The 11,843-nt window shown below is 57.2% G+C and carries 22 protein-coding genes; all 22 read left to right on the top strand.

The features are described 5' to 3' along the window. Positions 1 to 12 precede the first annotated feature (12 nt). The 22 genes from KUW67_RS12410 to KUW67_RS12310 all read left to right on the top strand — a co-directional run bounded on the left by KUW67_RS12410 (position 13) and on the right by KUW67_RS12310 (position 11,840). Positions 13 to 288 carry a hypothetical protein gene (locus KUW67_RS12410; RefSeq protein WP_224825628.1) on the top strand — a complete coding sequence of 92 codons (276 nt, stop codon included), beginning with the start codon at positions 13 to 15 and terminating at the stop codon, positions 286 to 288. A 197-nt stretch (positions 289 to 485) separates the two neighbouring features. Next, a complete protein-coding gene (locus KUW67_RS18380; protein ID WP_255596816.1) occupies positions 486 to 611 on the top strand; it encodes a hypothetical protein in 126 nt (41 codons plus the stop codon). Then, positions 608 to 1,015 carry a helix-turn-helix domain-containing protein gene (locus KUW67_RS12405; protein WP_224825627.1) on the top strand — a complete coding sequence of 136 codons (408 nt, stop codon included), beginning with the start codon at positions 608 to 610 and terminating at the stop codon, positions 1,013 to 1,015. Before KUW67_RS18380 ends, KUW67_RS12405 begins: the two co-directional genes overlap by 4 nt. Beyond that, a complete protein-coding gene (locus tag KUW67_RS12400) occupies positions 1,012 to 1,845 on the top strand; it encodes a ParB/RepB/Spo0J family partition protein (protein ID WP_224825626.1) in 834 nt (277 codons plus the stop codon). Before KUW67_RS12405 ends, KUW67_RS12400 begins: the two co-directional genes overlap by 4 nt. A gap of 71 nt (positions 1,846 to 1,916) precedes the next feature. Then, on the top strand, positions 1,917 to 3,803 hold the full coding sequence (locus tag KUW67_RS12395; protein ID WP_224825625.1) for a transposase domain-containing protein: 1,887 nt from the start codon (positions 1,917 to 1,919) through the stop codon (positions 3,801 to 3,803). A gap of 18 nt (positions 3,804 to 3,821) precedes the next feature. Continuing rightward, on the top strand, positions 3,822 to 4,841 hold the full coding sequence (locus KUW67_RS12390; RefSeq protein ID WP_224825624.1) for an AAA family ATPase: 1,020 nt from the start codon (positions 3,822 to 3,824) through the stop codon (positions 4,839 to 4,841). Continuing rightward, positions 4,841 to 5,356 (top strand): helix-turn-helix domain-containing protein, encoded by a 516-nt coding sequence (locus KUW67_RS12385; protein ID WP_224825623.1) that lies wholly within the window; start codon positions 4,841 to 4,843, stop codon positions 5,354 to 5,356. The genes KUW67_RS12390 and KUW67_RS12385 overlap by 1 nt, the downstream gene beginning before the upstream one ends. A 14-nt stretch (positions 5,357 to 5,370) precedes the next feature. Then, on the top strand, positions 5,371 to 6,024 hold the full coding sequence (locus tag KUW67_RS12380) for a DUF3164 family protein (RefSeq protein WP_224825622.1): 654 nt from the start codon (positions 5,371 to 5,373) through the stop codon (positions 6,022 to 6,024). Then, positions 6,021 to 6,269, top strand: a complete 249-nt coding sequence (locus tag KUW67_RS12375; RefSeq protein ID WP_224825621.1) for a hypothetical protein — start codon at positions 6,021 to 6,023, stop codon at positions 6,267 to 6,269. The genes KUW67_RS12380 and KUW67_RS12375 overlap by 4 nt, the downstream gene beginning before the upstream one ends. Continuing rightward, positions 6,266 to 6,505: a hypothetical protein gene (locus KUW67_RS12370; protein WP_224825620.1), complete on the top strand. Its 240-nt coding sequence runs from the start codon at positions 6,266 to 6,268 to the stop codon at positions 6,503 to 6,505. The genes KUW67_RS12375 and KUW67_RS12370 overlap by 4 nt, the downstream gene beginning before the upstream one ends. Then, positions 6,505 to 7,146: an HNH endonuclease gene (locus KUW67_RS12365; RefSeq protein WP_224825619.1), complete on the top strand. Its 642-nt coding sequence runs from the start codon at positions 6,505 to 6,507 to the stop codon at positions 7,144 to 7,146. Before KUW67_RS12370 ends, KUW67_RS12365 begins: the two co-directional genes overlap by 1 nt. Beyond that, entirely contained in the window at positions 7,143 to 7,427 is a 285-nt protein-coding gene (locus KUW67_RS12360; RefSeq protein ID WP_224825618.1) for a hypothetical protein, read from the top strand. The genes KUW67_RS12365 and KUW67_RS12360 overlap by 4 nt, the downstream gene beginning before the upstream one ends. Further along, entirely contained in the window at positions 7,424 to 8,059 is a 636-nt protein-coding gene (locus KUW67_RS12355) for a regulatory protein GemA (RefSeq protein WP_224825617.1), read from the top strand. The genes KUW67_RS12360 and KUW67_RS12355 overlap by 4 nt, the downstream gene beginning before the upstream one ends. After that, positions 8,059 to 8,496 (top strand): hypothetical protein, encoded by a 438-nt coding sequence (locus tag KUW67_RS12350; RefSeq protein ID WP_224825616.1) that lies wholly within the window; start codon positions 8,059 to 8,061, stop codon positions 8,494 to 8,496. Before KUW67_RS12355 ends, KUW67_RS12350 begins: the two co-directional genes overlap by 1 nt. Then, on the top strand, positions 8,493 to 8,885 hold the full coding sequence (locus KUW67_RS12345) for a hypothetical protein (RefSeq protein WP_224825615.1): 393 nt from the start codon (positions 8,493 to 8,495) through the stop codon (positions 8,883 to 8,885). Before KUW67_RS12350 ends, KUW67_RS12345 begins: the two co-directional genes overlap by 4 nt. Before the next feature lie 75 nt (positions 8,886 to 8,960). Next, positions 8,961 to 9,572: a holin-associated N-acetylmuramidase gene (locus KUW67_RS12340; RefSeq protein ID WP_224825614.1), complete on the top strand. Its 612-nt coding sequence runs from the start codon at positions 8,961 to 8,963 to the stop codon at positions 9,570 to 9,572. A gap of 69 nt (positions 9,573 to 9,641) precedes the next feature. Then, positions 9,642 to 10,199: a holin family protein gene (locus KUW67_RS12335; protein ID WP_224825613.1), complete on the top strand. Its 558-nt coding sequence runs from the start codon at positions 9,642 to 9,644 to the stop codon at positions 10,197 to 10,199. 2 nt (positions 10,200 to 10,201) lie between these two features. After that, positions 10,202 to 10,543, top strand: coding sequence for a hypothetical protein (locus tag KUW67_RS12330; RefSeq protein ID WP_224825612.1), 342 nt, complete (start codon positions 10,202 to 10,204; stop codon positions 10,541 to 10,543). Beyond that, positions 10,540 to 10,758, top strand: a complete 219-nt coding sequence (locus KUW67_RS12325) for a TraR/DksA C4-type zinc finger protein (RefSeq protein WP_224825611.1) — start codon at positions 10,540 to 10,542, stop codon at positions 10,756 to 10,758. The genes KUW67_RS12330 and KUW67_RS12325 overlap by 4 nt, the downstream gene beginning before the upstream one ends. Continuing rightward, positions 10,751 to 11,182 (top strand): hypothetical protein, encoded by a 432-nt coding sequence (locus tag KUW67_RS12320; protein WP_224825610.1) that lies wholly within the window; start codon positions 10,751 to 10,753, stop codon positions 11,180 to 11,182. Before KUW67_RS12325 ends, KUW67_RS12320 begins: the two co-directional genes overlap by 8 nt. After that, complete coding sequence (locus KUW67_RS12315; protein ID WP_224825609.1) at positions 11,155 to 11,526, top strand: DUF2730 family protein; 372 nt, start codon at positions 11,155 to 11,157, stop codon at positions 11,524 to 11,526. The genes KUW67_RS12320 and KUW67_RS12315 overlap by 28 nt, the downstream gene beginning before the upstream one ends. Continuing rightward, positions 11,523 to 11,840 (top strand): hypothetical protein, encoded by a 318-nt coding sequence (locus KUW67_RS12310; protein WP_224825608.1) that lies wholly within the window; start codon positions 11,523 to 11,525, stop codon positions 11,838 to 11,840. Before KUW67_RS12315 ends, KUW67_RS12310 begins: the two co-directional genes overlap by 4 nt. Positions 11,841 to 11,843: the final 3 nt, after the last annotated feature.

Here is an 11,843-nt window from a genome sequence, read left to right as displayed (position 1 = left end):
GGAGCGCGAGCAATGTCTTCATATCCAACCCCACTACCCGGACAGGCGCTTTATAGCGCGATCATGTCAGCGTTGCGTAATCGGACGATCACATTAGAGGCTTGGTGCCGCGAAAGTGGTGTTCCATCCGAAGCTGCGCGCCGCTGTATGTTTGGGCTGAACGGTGGACCCGTTAGTAAGGATCGGCTGAATAAGTTGATCGATTATGCGGGGCGCGATGTGGTTCTTGAAAACTATCACCGCGAACTTTTGCGACAGGCCGAAGAATTCAAGCGGTGGGCAGCATGATGCGCGCACCGACAGACCCCGTCATTGCCAGCTCGGCTGACTGTCCCATCTCCTCGCCTCTTGGAGATCACAGCCGAGCCACCTTCCCAGAGGGTCCTGCTCGGCCCTCTGGGGCTTTTCCTGATTTCGAGCCGCCACTCGCGGAAGCGCCGCAAGGCCGCGTGCAAGCATCAACGGTTTCCTCTTCCTGCCGACTGATGCTTGCGCGTGCGTGGCGGCTGCTTGTGCGTCTGGGTGATAGCTGGATCGGCGACGTGATCGGCGCGATCTGCCTGTTCGTGATGATTTTTGGGATGCTTTGGCTTGGGGAGGCGTTCAGATGAAGCTGGGTTTTGGTGAGCGAATTCGCACTGAAATGAAGTTGCAAGGCTATTCAGAGGCGATGCTCTCGGAAGCTCTCGGTGTAAGACCATCCACTTACAATAACTGGCTGAACGAACGGAGCGAACCAAGCTACCAAAACCTGATATCCATATGCGCATTTTTGCAATTGAACCTGACTTGGGTTCTCACTGGAAAGGGTCCCATTGATCCGCCGGATAACGGTAAAGAAAGCCGTCGGGTCCTACCCCGGGACGATTTCAGAGCGGCGCGGCGCGAGGAAAATGCACGAAAAACTATCAAAGACAGCCTAAGTAAGAGGGCGCGTGCTCTTCAAAAGGAAGTTGCCGAGTTCAACGCCGCTGCCGCCTTTGGCGATCACATTGATCTGGGGGCGAAAAATTGACCATCGAGATACTTGAGCTGTCCCGTATCACTGTCGCTGACAGGCTGCGTTCTGTTGATGAAGACTGGGCGCAGGCCATCGCGCAATCCATCCTTGTGAATGGATTGATGGAGCCTCTTATCGTGCGCCCGTTGGGTGAAGGGCAGTTTGCTTTGGTTGCAGGTGCCCACCGATACCGTGGGTTAGCAATCGCTGGCCTAGACCAAGCGGAATGCAAAATTCTTGAGCTGTCGGAAGCCGAAGCACGCCTTGCGGAGATCGACGAAAACCTTATCCGGCGCGAACTGACAGCGCTTGATCGGGCGATATTTCTAACTGAGCGTAAGTCGGTCTACGAGAAGTTGCACCCTGAAACCGCGAAGGGTGGCGACCTTGGAAATCAACATACAGGTGGCAAAACGCAAACTTCGCGCTTAGCCACTTTCACGGAAGACGCCGCCGAAAAGATGGGGCTTTCCCAGCGTTCTATTCAGGACGCTATTGCACTGGTCAAGAGCCTTGAACCGAAAGCGATTTCGCTCATCTCAAGCACGCCTCTTGCGTCCAACGCGGCACAGCTCAAAGCGTTGTCGAAACTGCAAGCAGATCAGCAATATGCGTGTGCCGCGCGGATCGCATCGGGTGATGTCTCGTCAGTAAAGGAATGGCAGATCGCAGTTGGCGATATTGCCGACCCGTCTGAACCTGCCGTGCCGCGCGATGCGTGGTTCACGAAAACGGTTTCCGTTTGGGGGCAGGCGAAGAAGCGTTGGAAGCGTGATTTTGTCGCCGAATATAAGGATGAATTGCGCACGCTTCTGGATGAACTGGATCGGGATGCTGAATCCTGATGCAAGAATGGTGGTCCATATCAGAGATAGTCGAACTTGATTGTCCGACACTGCCACGCACCGTCCGTAATATGCGCCGGTTTGCGGAAGATCGCCGTTGGACCGAAGATAAAAACCGCTGCCGAGAGGTTCCCGGTGGTGGCGGTAAAGATGGTATCCGCAAGGAATACCACTACACCCTGTTTCCGCCGGAAGTGATCAACCAGATCGTGGCTGATGCCATGATTGCTGAAGTGGCGTCGGAGGAACGTGACGAGCGTTCCGAGCTGATCTCGGAGAGCCTTTGGCATCGTTTTCAAAGTGCACCTGGAACATCGCGCGAGGAAGCCGATCGCAGGCTGAAGGTTGTTCAGCACTTCACAAAGCTGCGTCAGACGATGCCAGAAGGTGCTGCACGGGCTTTGGTCGAGGCCAAAACGAAGACACCCATTCGCACCCTTTATAGGTGGCTTGAAGGGCTTCACGGCCTTCATAAAAGCGATTGGTTGCCTGCCCTCTTGCCCGAATACAAAGGCCGCACTTCGACGGCGCCCTGCCATCAAGCGGCATGGGATATGTTGGTCAGTGATTATCTGCGCAATGCGGGGCCCAGCTTTGCCAGTTGCTACGCGCGGATGGAAGAAGCGGCGAAGGCGCATGAATGGGCTCCAATCCCGTCGAAGGTGACACTCAAGCGTCGGCTGGATGCTGAGTTCGGGCCTGTCGCGATCAAGTTGGCGCGCGAAGGCAAATCGGCTGCGGCGCAGCTTTATCCGGCGCAGACGCGGGACCGCAGCGTATTCCATGCAATGGAAGCGGTGAACGCAGACGGTCACGTCTTCGATGTCTTTGTGAAGTTTGATGATGGCAGCATCGGTCGGCCATGCCTGATCGGCTTCCAAGACATCTACTCTGGAATGGTTCTGAGCTTCCGTATCTCACAGACCGAGAACAAGGAAACGACCCGTTTGGCGATCTCTGACATGGTGGATAGCTGGGGAATTCCAGACCATGTTTACTTCGATAACGGCCGCGCGTTTATGTCCAAGTGGATCACTGGTGGCATGAAACACCGGTTCCGCTTCAAGGTGAAGGATGAAGAGCCGAAGGGTGTTCTGACACAGCTCAACGTCGAGGTTCATAATACGACGCCTTATCACGGTCAGGCCAAGCCGATTGAGCGCGCGTGGCGTGATATGGTGGACCGGATCAGCCGGCACCCCGCGCTTGAAGGGGCGTTTACCGGAAACACGATAGATGCGAAGCCCGAGAACTACGGCTCTCGCGCCATTCCGATTGACGAATTCCGTAAGTTCGTTGCGCAGGAAATCATGCGCCACAACACGCGCAAAGACCGCAACACGCAAACGGCCAAAGGGCGTAGTTTTGCCGAGGTCTTTCAGGAAAGCCTTGAGCGTCCTGGCGTCGTTGTGCGCCGCGCTTCCCCGCTTCAGCGACAATTCCTGCTTTTGGCTGGCGAGGGCAAGACAGCACGGCGCACCAACGGCGAAATTCATCTCGCTGGAAACCGCTATTGGAGCGAACATTTGATCGCACATGCGGGCCGCAAATTGATGGTCCGCTTTGATCCAGAAGACCTGCACGGCGATATCTTCGTCTACACAATGGATGGTCGTTTCATCGACCGTGTCGAGTGTATCGAAGCGGTTGGCTTCAACGATGCTGAAGCAGCGCGGCAGCACGCCAAAACAAGGCGTCAGTTCATGAAGGCGCACCGCGAAGTTCTGCGTCTTGGACGTCTCCTGACGCCCGCTCAGGTCGCTGCGCAAATCCCAGACCCTGAACCGCTCGATATGGAACTGCCCAAAGTGGTCGGATTGCAAAACACACCAAGTGCCGGACTGGCACCGCCGACAGACACATCCGACGCGTTCGGGCGCGGGTTGGCCGCGTCGCTGGGCGTCTCGAACATCTTCGATCACCCGAACAATCAAAGCAAAGGCGACGGAACGCCGTAAATTTGAGGAGCACCACACATGAATGCGCAAACGAAGACAGAGACGGGTATCGTCACGGGCTGGTCCCCGTCCAAACAGGTTCCAGAGATTGAAAGCGATGACCTGAAGTCGAGGTGGAAGTCCGCGACGGCAAAGGTCGCTCAGCTCGCGTCCGAAAACGACTGGACGAAGTCCGAGGTTGCGCGCCGCGCAGATATGGCGATTGGCACGTTCTCAGGCTGGTATGACGGCACCTACAACGGTCGCTACGACAACACGACCCAGCGCGTCGAGAACTTCCTTACGTCCTTTCAAGAGGCTTCTGAGGCGGCGTCTGCACTGCCGGTTGAGCCGGGCTTTGTTCAAACGCGCGTGGCGCGGGAGCTGTTCGAGACGTTCACCTATGCGCAGGCGTTGCCAACCATCGCGATTGCAACCCTTTTGGCAGGATTGGGTAAAACCAGCGCCGCCGAGGCATTTCAGGCAAGCCGGCCTCATGTGTTCCACATTGTGTTGAGCCCATCGAGCGCCAGCATCCATACCATGAAGTCGGAGATCGGTGCTCAGCTTGGCATCGACACGCGCAACTCAGCGACGCTTAAAGGCGCTATTGTTGAGGCATTGAAGCGCGACGGCTTCAGCGCTTTGCTGATCGTTGACGAAGCCCAGTATCTGAACGAGGACGGTGTAAACGAGTTGCGGCACTTCCGCGACATGGCCCGATGCGGTCTGGTTCTGCTCGGCAACAATGAGAGCACAACGCCCTATGCAAGCCGCGATGTGAAACATGCGTCGCCTCAGGTCACACGCAGGATCGGCTACCGCATCAGCGTGATGAAGCCCTATCCCGAAGATATCGATCAGCTTTTGGACGCATGGCAAATCACTGACGAGGATGTGCGCCGTGTGGGCACCGCGATTGCCACGCGCCCCGGTGCGCTTGGGGCGCTGAGCGAGACCATCAAGGCGGCATCGATGATTGCCCGCGGGATGGGTCGCGCTTTGAAGGCGGACGATATGCGTGCGGCCTACCAACTGCGTGGCGGTGGCGCGGTCTGATGTCCACCAAAGCGCATCTCAAGATCATTCTCAGGGTCATCTCGGATTACCGCGGTGTCTCTGAAGGTGAGATCAAGGGTGCTGGCCGCCAGCCGCATCTGGTTTGGCCAAGGTTCGAATTTTGCGCGCTGGCAAGAACTTTGACAGAGGCATCCTTGCCGCAGATCGGCATGGCGATCGGTGGCCGAGATCACACCACCATCATGAATGCGCTGAAGCGTGTGACGAAGAACTTGGAAAACAGCCCAGTCTACGTTCAGGACTTCGCCACTCTTCGTGAGATCGCCGAAAATGCGATCGACTGCGAAGATCAGCTTTTCATCGGCAATCCCAGCGAGCGCGACAAGGCCCTTCGCCTTGCGCGGCACATTATCGGTTTCTGCGACGAGGACCGCGTCTGGAAGGCCGACGATCTGAAGGTGATGGCGCGGCATCTGCTGGGCTCCGATAGCCAGCTTCAAGGTTATCGCAGCCTGAAGAACAAAATTCTCGAAGAACTCACAGACCTCACCTGAAGAAAGGAACGGCCATGTCTGGCTACATTTACGACGAACACGGTGAACTCACCGATTACATCAACGCCCAAGGCCACAAGGTGCCGAAGGACCTTATGAAGCCGATGGACCGACAGGTTGACGAGACAGTGCGCGCGATCCACGGCTTTTCGGTTGATCTGGCTAACCAGATCGCGCGGTTTCGTGGCCACACACACGACGACATCAGTGTTTTGGCGGATTTGCTGGCCGAGCAATACGGCGTCACGCCCCGTGGCAAGCGTGAAGGCGGCAAAGGGAATGTCAGCTTCAAATCCTTCGACGGCCTCGTAAAGGTCGAGATCAGTGTTCAGGACTATCTCGAATACGGCCCCGAGCTGAAGATCGCGAAAGACTTGATCGACGACTACATCCGCGATGTCGGCAAGGATGTTCCAGACGAAATCCGCGCCTTGCTGGAATACGGCTTTGAAGTCGACAAGCAGGGCAAGGTCAACCGTGCCAATCTCTATGCCATGCGGCGGCTGAACATAACGCATCCGACATTCCTGCAGGCAATGGAAGCCGTTGCCGACAGCCAACGCATCGCCAGTTCGCGCGAGATCGTTCGCATCTCGACACGGCCCAACCCTCAGGCCTCATTCCGTGCGATGCAGATCAATCTGGCCAATGCGGAGGAAATCGAGTGAGCGCCGCACGCAAAACCCGTCGCCCGGCTCGTCCTGACGCTCAGAAGATCGTCGTTGAACGGGCCGGGCGCGCTCTGGGAAAGATTGCCCATGATCCGCTCCGCGGACCCACAAATGTCACCCTTGCCGAGGTCAAGGCGATGGCGGCGATGCTCGAGGCTTTCGGCCTCGTGTCGATACCGCCAGGCGCACCCACGCCGGACGCTTTGGCCGTCAAACTTCCCAAAGGATGGATAGTCGGATGAAGAACAAACTTTCAGATCTGAACGATCACCTTTTTGCCCAACTTGAACGGCTCTCGGACGAGGACCTCAACTCGGACGATATCGAACGGGAAGTAAAGCGCGCTGACGCCTTGGTCGGTATCTCGGATCAAGTTCTGCGTGTCGCGGATACCGGTCTAAAAGCTGCAAAACTCTTCGCCGAGCATGGCGACGCCGTGCTGCCGCATCTGCCCCAGATCGGAAAGAAAGAAGACTGATGCGCGGCCGGTCTATTCCTTACAGTGAGCGCGAGCTGGAATGGCTGAAGGCGCGGTCCGAAATGCCGCGCCGCGCCCTGCATACCGACTTCTGCGACAAGTTTGATCGGCTCGACGTGTCTTTGGACAATCTCAAGTCCCTGATGAAGCGGATGGGCTGGTTCACCGGTCGCAATGGCTGTTTTGAGAAAGGCAGTGTGCCGCCAAACAAGGGCAAAAAGGGCATCTGCGCGCCTGGTTCCGAAAAGGGCTGGTTCAAGAAAGGCGAACGCCGCGGGGTCGCGGTGCAGCTCTATAAGCCGATCGGCACGGAACGAACGACACGCGACGGCTATGTCGAGCGCAAGATCAACGATGATCTGCCTTTGCAGGCACGGTGGCGTGCGGTCCATCTGATCCGCTGGGAAGATACGAACGGACCGCTTCCTGAAGGCCATTGCCTGAAGTGCATCGATGGCGACAAGGCCAATACCGATCCGCAGAACTGGCTGGCGATCCCGCGCGCTTTGTTGCCGCGCCTGAACGGCCGTTGGGCATCCCTCAAATACGACAACGCCGAGCCCGAGCTGAAACCCTACATCCTTGCCGCCGCTAAGCTTCAGCACGCCGCGCGCGAGGCCCGGAAGGAGATGGACCGATGAATACCCAAAAAAAACCTTTCGACGAAGTCAGCGAGACCGAGCGCGCGCTTCTGGCCCTACTGGATGAATGCCTTGATGCCGGAGCAACGCCCAAACAGGTTGTCAGCATCACCAATGCCGCAGTGCGCTTGATGTTTGCCGCTCAAAATCAGGTTCCGACCGTTCAAGTCACTTCTTCCGAGGCAGATCACGCACTCGGCAAAGTCACCTTCAGGTATAAGGATTATCAAATCTATCCCAACTATCGACCGACACTCGGAGACAGGTGGGCAGCCAAATGAGCGCGCTTCGAGCCATTCACGCCAAGCGTCGTCAGGTGCATTCGTTGAACGAAGACGACACATGGCGTGACTTTGTTGAAAAGCACACAGGCCAGCGGTCAACGCGCGGCCTGAGCCATAAGCAGTCGAATGCCTTGCTCGCTGCACTAGACGACATGGGTGCGGGTAAGATCACGCGAAAACGGTCCACCTTGTCCGGTCCCTACGCCAAGAAAATACAGGCGCTTTGGATTTCGTGCTGGAACCTCGGCTTGATCGGGTCGCGCGATGACGCGGCGCTGAACAATTTTGCCGTCAAGCAGGCGAAGGTAGATCACGCCAACTGGATCAGAGAGCAAGACGACGCCGTCGCTGTGATCGAGGCGCTCAAGAAAATGTTGGAACGGCGGGGCGTCGAATGGTCGGGCCATCGCGGGGACCCAAGCTATATGCGCGCCCCCGGCTTCAAGATCGCTGCCGCGCAGTGGGAGCTGATAAAGGGCGAAGCGCCCTACGCCGGAGACACTTTCCGTGGCTTCGTTTACAGGCTCACGCATCGGAACCTTCCTGATCTGAAGGATGCCGACTGGATCACGGTGATGAATACCTTTGGCGAGACCGTCCGCACGCTCAAATCCGAAGGAGCCTTGTGATGGTCGCTTACAGCTTTCAAAAGCAGTTTATCGAGCCGATCGAACTTGGCATGCGCGACCCAAAGGCACCGGGCGCAAAGCTGCAAACGATCCGAGGGCCACGCAAACGCCATGCTTATCCCGGTGAGAATTTACAGCTCTACTATGCGATGCGCACCAAGCACTGTCGCAAGATCATTCCTGATCCGGTGTGTCTGGATGTTCGGCCCATCACGATCCAGTGGGAAGCCGGACAGATCAAGCGCATTCGCGTTGGTTGGGTGCGTAATCCCCCCCTCACCGATCTTGAAGCCTTCGCGAAGGCAGACGGCTTCACATCCTTGCGTGAAATGAGTGCGTTCTGGGAGTTGCCTGCACCGGACCATTTCTTCGATGGCCTGCTGATTAAATGGCAGCCGATCGCACCGCTTGAGGCGGAGGTTGCGCGCGCCGCATGAGCTATTCCTGGCTTCCCCCTTTGCTGAACGAGATTGCGGATATCGCGGGCATCGACGCCGCGATCGCGATCTCGAACGTGCGTGGTGGAAGCCGGGTTTCGATCCCTGCGAAAGCGCCCGACGGGCATTGGCTTGTTGACGCTGTTGGCCGCGAAAGCGCTGACAAAATTTGCGAGCATTTCCGTTCGGGATATGGCGGCGCTGTCATTGATCTGCCTGTCGGTCCGAAGTCGGCCGCAAACGAGACGCGCAAAAAAGTTGACCAGATGATCCGCGATGGCGTATCTGCGGACAAGATCGCACAGACAATGAATGTGCATCGCACGACAGTTTTTCGGCGAAAGGCCAAGCTGTCCCCAGACGAAAACCAGCCTGATCTTTTCGACTGATTTGGTAGCGCGCGCTACCAATAACGCTCCCCTCAAAACCCAATAGTTTCCTGTCATCCAAAGGAGGGCAGGATCATGAAAACCGTTCGCGAGATCGCCAACGAAATCATCGTGCGCGAAGGTGGCTATGTGAACGACCCCGATGATCCGGGTGGCGCAACCAACTTCGGCGTGACGATCCACACGATGCGGCGTCTGGGTATGGACCTAGACCGTGATGGCGATGTGGATGCGCGCGATGTGCGGGCGCTGACCAAAGATCAGGCCGTCGATATCTTCATCCGCCACTACTTTGAACAACCACGCATCCGCCTCCTGCCGCCTGCAATGCACTCAACCGTTTTCGACATGTATGTGAACGCAGGCTCCAATGCCGTCAAAATCCTTCAGCGTCTGATGGCAGAGTTTCAAGAGCCCGTGATCGTTGATGGTGTTCTTGGCCCGCAAACCGCTGGTGCGGTTGAGCGCATTTATGAGCGTGCCGGGGAATTCCTTGTGGACGCCTACGGGATCGCCCGCCGCAATTACTACTTCCGCATCGCGGATCGTCGGCATGCCAGCCGTAAGTTTGCCCGCACCCGCGCTGGTGGCAAAGGCGGCTGGATCAAGCGTGCCGAAGAGTTCATCCGCCCCGAGTTTCATATGAGTGATGCCGAATTCCGGCAACGGGTGGCGGCATGGGGATGATGACCCCTTTTGATTGGCGGTTTTCGCTTCTGATGGACCGCGTTTGGCAACGGCTTGGGAGATAACAGCATGCGTTTTTTTCAATGGCTATTCGGGGGCGGTCGCAATGTGATCGCTGAGACGGCCGAGGTGTTTCGCGAGAACGCCGAGGCGGGCGCGCAGCGAAAAGCGGATTACGCCGAAGCGGCGCTGTCCCAATACGCCGCCGAGTTCCGTCATGCGCGCCGCGGAGGGTTTGATCGTTTTATGGACGGTCTGAACCGATTGCCACGCCCCTTGATGGTTGTCGCCACGTTCCTGTTGTTCGCGTCGGCCATGTTCGACCCGATCTGGTTTGCAACACGGATGCAGGGCTTGGCATTGGTCCCTGAGCCGCTCTGGTGGCTGGCCGGCACAATCGTTGCGTTTTACTTCGGTGGCCGCTTCCAGATCAAAAGTCAGGAATTCCAGCAATCGGTTGTCCAGTCAGCTGCGATGGTTCCGAAGGTAATCGAAAACATCCGCCGTCTGGATAAATTACGCCATGACACGCCGGGCGTGGCTGATACCGGCACCGACAGCGAACTTGCTCAGGACGCGATTTCACCTCAGCGCAACCAAGCCATTGAAGCCTGGAAGGGAGAATAGCCATGCTGAAACTGGAAACCTTCCTTAACTGGTTGATTGCGATGTTCGCCGCCATCGTTCTGAGCATCGCATTGCAAGTGCCGCTTATGGCTTCGCCCGGAATTGACGGTCCGCGCTGTGCGCCGCGCGCGGACGTGATTGGCCACCTGTCAGAGCGCTACGGAGAGGGGCGCAAGGCCTATGGTCTGGCGGCGAACGATACCTTGGTTGAGGTCTACGCATCTGACGAAAGCGGGTCATGGACCATCATAGTTAGCAGTCCGAACGGGCTGACGTGTCTGGTCGCAAGCGGACAGGCCTTCGAACTTGCTGCGGATGCGACCGTTAAGGGAGACGATCTGTGAATGAGCGGGACCTCGAACGAAGCGAAGATCGCGTGACCCAAGAGCGGGACCGGATGGCCAATGTTGCGCGCTCGGCTGTGCGGCAGGTCGGTAACTCTGATTGCGTCGAATGCGGGCGGCAAATTCCCGAGGCCCGGCGGCAGGCTGCGCCTTTCGCGGATCGCTGTATCGACTGCCAGCAAGACAAGGAACGGAAGGATCGCATCTATGCTTAAAGACCGTTTGAAGGCTCTTTTGGACGCGTTTGTTGCGTTCAACTTTCGTGACGAAGTGCGGCTTGTGGAGCTGTTTTCAGCCCTCAATTTGCTTGCATGGTCAAACTTTTTCGCCACGACGCCTGATATTCTGGCGCGCGATAGCTACGCGGGCTTTGGCGGCGAAGAGCCGATATTCTGGGCCTGCTGTTTTGGCATCATCGGAGCCGCGCAGGTTGTCGCGATGGTCATTCGCTGGCGCCATGCCATTGAAGTCCGCTTTTGCGCGTTCGCTTTTGCCGCAGGTGCCTGGACTGTGATCGCCTGGAACTTCTGGTCAACCGGCGTGCTGACCACCGCCAATCTCAACTACAGCTTGCTTGCCGGAGCATGCGCAATCTCAGGATCATGGCTCGCATGGAAAACTACCTCTTACCAATCCTAGAGGAAGGCGGGCCAATTGGGGCGGCGGTCGTCGTCGCGGTATTGGTCGTCGGCTTTGTTCTTCGCCAGAAAGGTTGGCTCAGCTCTGATCGCACCAAGATCGTCCCGAGCTCTCAGCTTTCCGAGCTAAGCTCGCAGGTGACCGATCTCGATAAGCGGCTCGGGCGTCTTGAACAGGACGTCGAAGGCTTGCCGACGCGTGAGGAAATTCACGAACTACAACTGATGCAAGAGCGGCAGTCGGGCGAAATTCAAGTCCTGAGAACCACAACCGAGGCGACGAAGGCGGGCGTTCTGCGCGTCGAGGATTTCTTGATAAACCTATCGCGGGGGCAACCCAAATGAGCAATCTTTTCGACGGTTACGAAGACCACTTCAACGCTGAAGTGCGTCTTATCATCTTGCGCGCGCTCTCTGAGGAGGCTGACGGTCGGCTAAACTCTTCAATGCTGATGAAAGTCCTCGAGGCGTTCGCGATCAACCGAACCCGCGAGTTTGTCCACACACAATTGCGCTGGCTGGAAAAGCAGGCGCAAGCCGTAGTCCTGACGGAAGCTGGCAGTGTGTTGGTCGCGGAGCTGACGGAACAAGGCGAAAATCATCTGAAGCGCAAAGCGGTGATTGAAGGGATCAATCAGCCGTCGCGTCGGAAAGCCTAACCG

The organism is Cognatishimia sp. MH4019 (assembly GCF_020177595.1).
Taxonomy (GTDB): domain Bacteria; phylum Pseudomonadota; class Alphaproteobacteria; order Rhodobacterales; family Rhodobacteraceae; genus JAHTBL01.
The sequence above is the reverse complement of the archived record's forward strand: the minus strand, read 5'-3'. Positions and strand labels throughout refer to the sequence as shown.

What these genes read in the sequence shown, in the direction of transcription:
- KUW67_RS12410 (WP_224825628.1), top strand. Translation starts at nt 13, where the DNA reads ATGTCTTCATATCCAACCCCACTACCCGGACAGGCGCTTTATAGCGCG.
- KUW67_RS18380 (WP_255596816.1), top strand. Translation starts at nt 486, where the DNA reads ATGCTTGCGCGTGCGTGGCGGCTGCTTGTGCGTCTGGGTGATAGCTGG.
- KUW67_RS12405 (WP_224825627.1), top strand. Translation starts at nt 608, where the DNA reads ATGAAGCTGGGTTTTGGTGAGCGAATTCGCACTGAAATGAAGTTGCAA.
- KUW67_RS12395 (WP_224825625.1), top strand. Translation starts at nt 1,917, where the DNA reads ATGCGCCGGTTTGCGGAAGATCGCCGTTGGACCGAAGATAAAAACCGC.
- KUW67_RS12390 (WP_224825624.1), top strand. Translation starts at nt 3,822, where the DNA reads ATGAATGCGCAAACGAAGACAGAGACGGGTATCGTCACGGGCTGGTCC.
- KUW67_RS12385 (WP_224825623.1), top strand. Translation starts at nt 4,841, where the DNA reads ATGTCCACCAAAGCGCATCTCAAGATCATTCTCAGGGTCATCTCGGAT.
- KUW67_RS12380 (WP_224825622.1), top strand. Translation starts at nt 5,371, where the DNA reads ATGTCTGGCTACATTTACGACGAACACGGTGAACTCACCGATTACATC.
- KUW67_RS12370 (WP_224825620.1), top strand. Translation starts at nt 6,266, where the DNA reads ATGAAGAACAAACTTTCAGATCTGAACGATCACCTTTTTGCCCAACTT.
- KUW67_RS12365 (WP_224825619.1), top strand. Translation starts at nt 6,505, where the DNA reads ATGCGCGGCCGGTCTATTCCTTACAGTGAGCGCGAGCTGGAATGGCTG.
- KUW67_RS12360 (WP_224825618.1), top strand. Translation starts at nt 7,143, where the DNA reads ATGAATACCCAAAAAAAACCTTTCGACGAAGTCAGCGAGACCGAGCGC.
- KUW67_RS12355 (WP_224825617.1), top strand. Translation starts at nt 7,424, where the DNA reads ATGAGCGCGCTTCGAGCCATTCACGCCAAGCGTCGTCAGGTGCATTCG.
- KUW67_RS12350 (WP_224825616.1), top strand. Translation starts at nt 8,059, where the DNA reads ATGGTCGCTTACAGCTTTCAAAAGCAGTTTATCGAGCCGATCGAACTT.
- KUW67_RS12345 (WP_224825615.1), top strand. Translation starts at nt 8,493, where the DNA reads ATGAGCTATTCCTGGCTTCCCCCTTTGCTGAACGAGATTGCGGATATC.
- KUW67_RS12340 (WP_224825614.1), top strand. Translation starts at nt 8,961, where the DNA reads ATGAAAACCGTTCGCGAGATCGCCAACGAAATCATCGTGCGCGAAGGT.
- KUW67_RS12335 (WP_224825613.1), top strand. Translation starts at nt 9,642, where the DNA reads ATGCGTTTTTTTCAATGGCTATTCGGGGGCGGTCGCAATGTGATCGCT.
- KUW67_RS12330 (WP_224825612.1), top strand. Translation starts at nt 10,202, where the DNA reads ATGCTGAAACTGGAAACCTTCCTTAACTGGTTGATTGCGATGTTCGCC.
- KUW67_RS12320 (WP_224825610.1), top strand. Translation starts at nt 10,751, where the DNA reads ATGCTTAAAGACCGTTTGAAGGCTCTTTTGGACGCGTTTGTTGCGTTC.
- KUW67_RS12315 (WP_224825609.1), top strand. Translation starts at nt 11,155, where the DNA reads ATGGAAAACTACCTCTTACCAATCCTAGAGGAAGGCGGGCCAATTGGG.
- KUW67_RS12310 (WP_224825608.1), top strand. Translation starts at nt 11,523, where the DNA reads ATGAGCAATCTTTTCGACGGTTACGAAGACCACTTCAACGCTGAAGTG.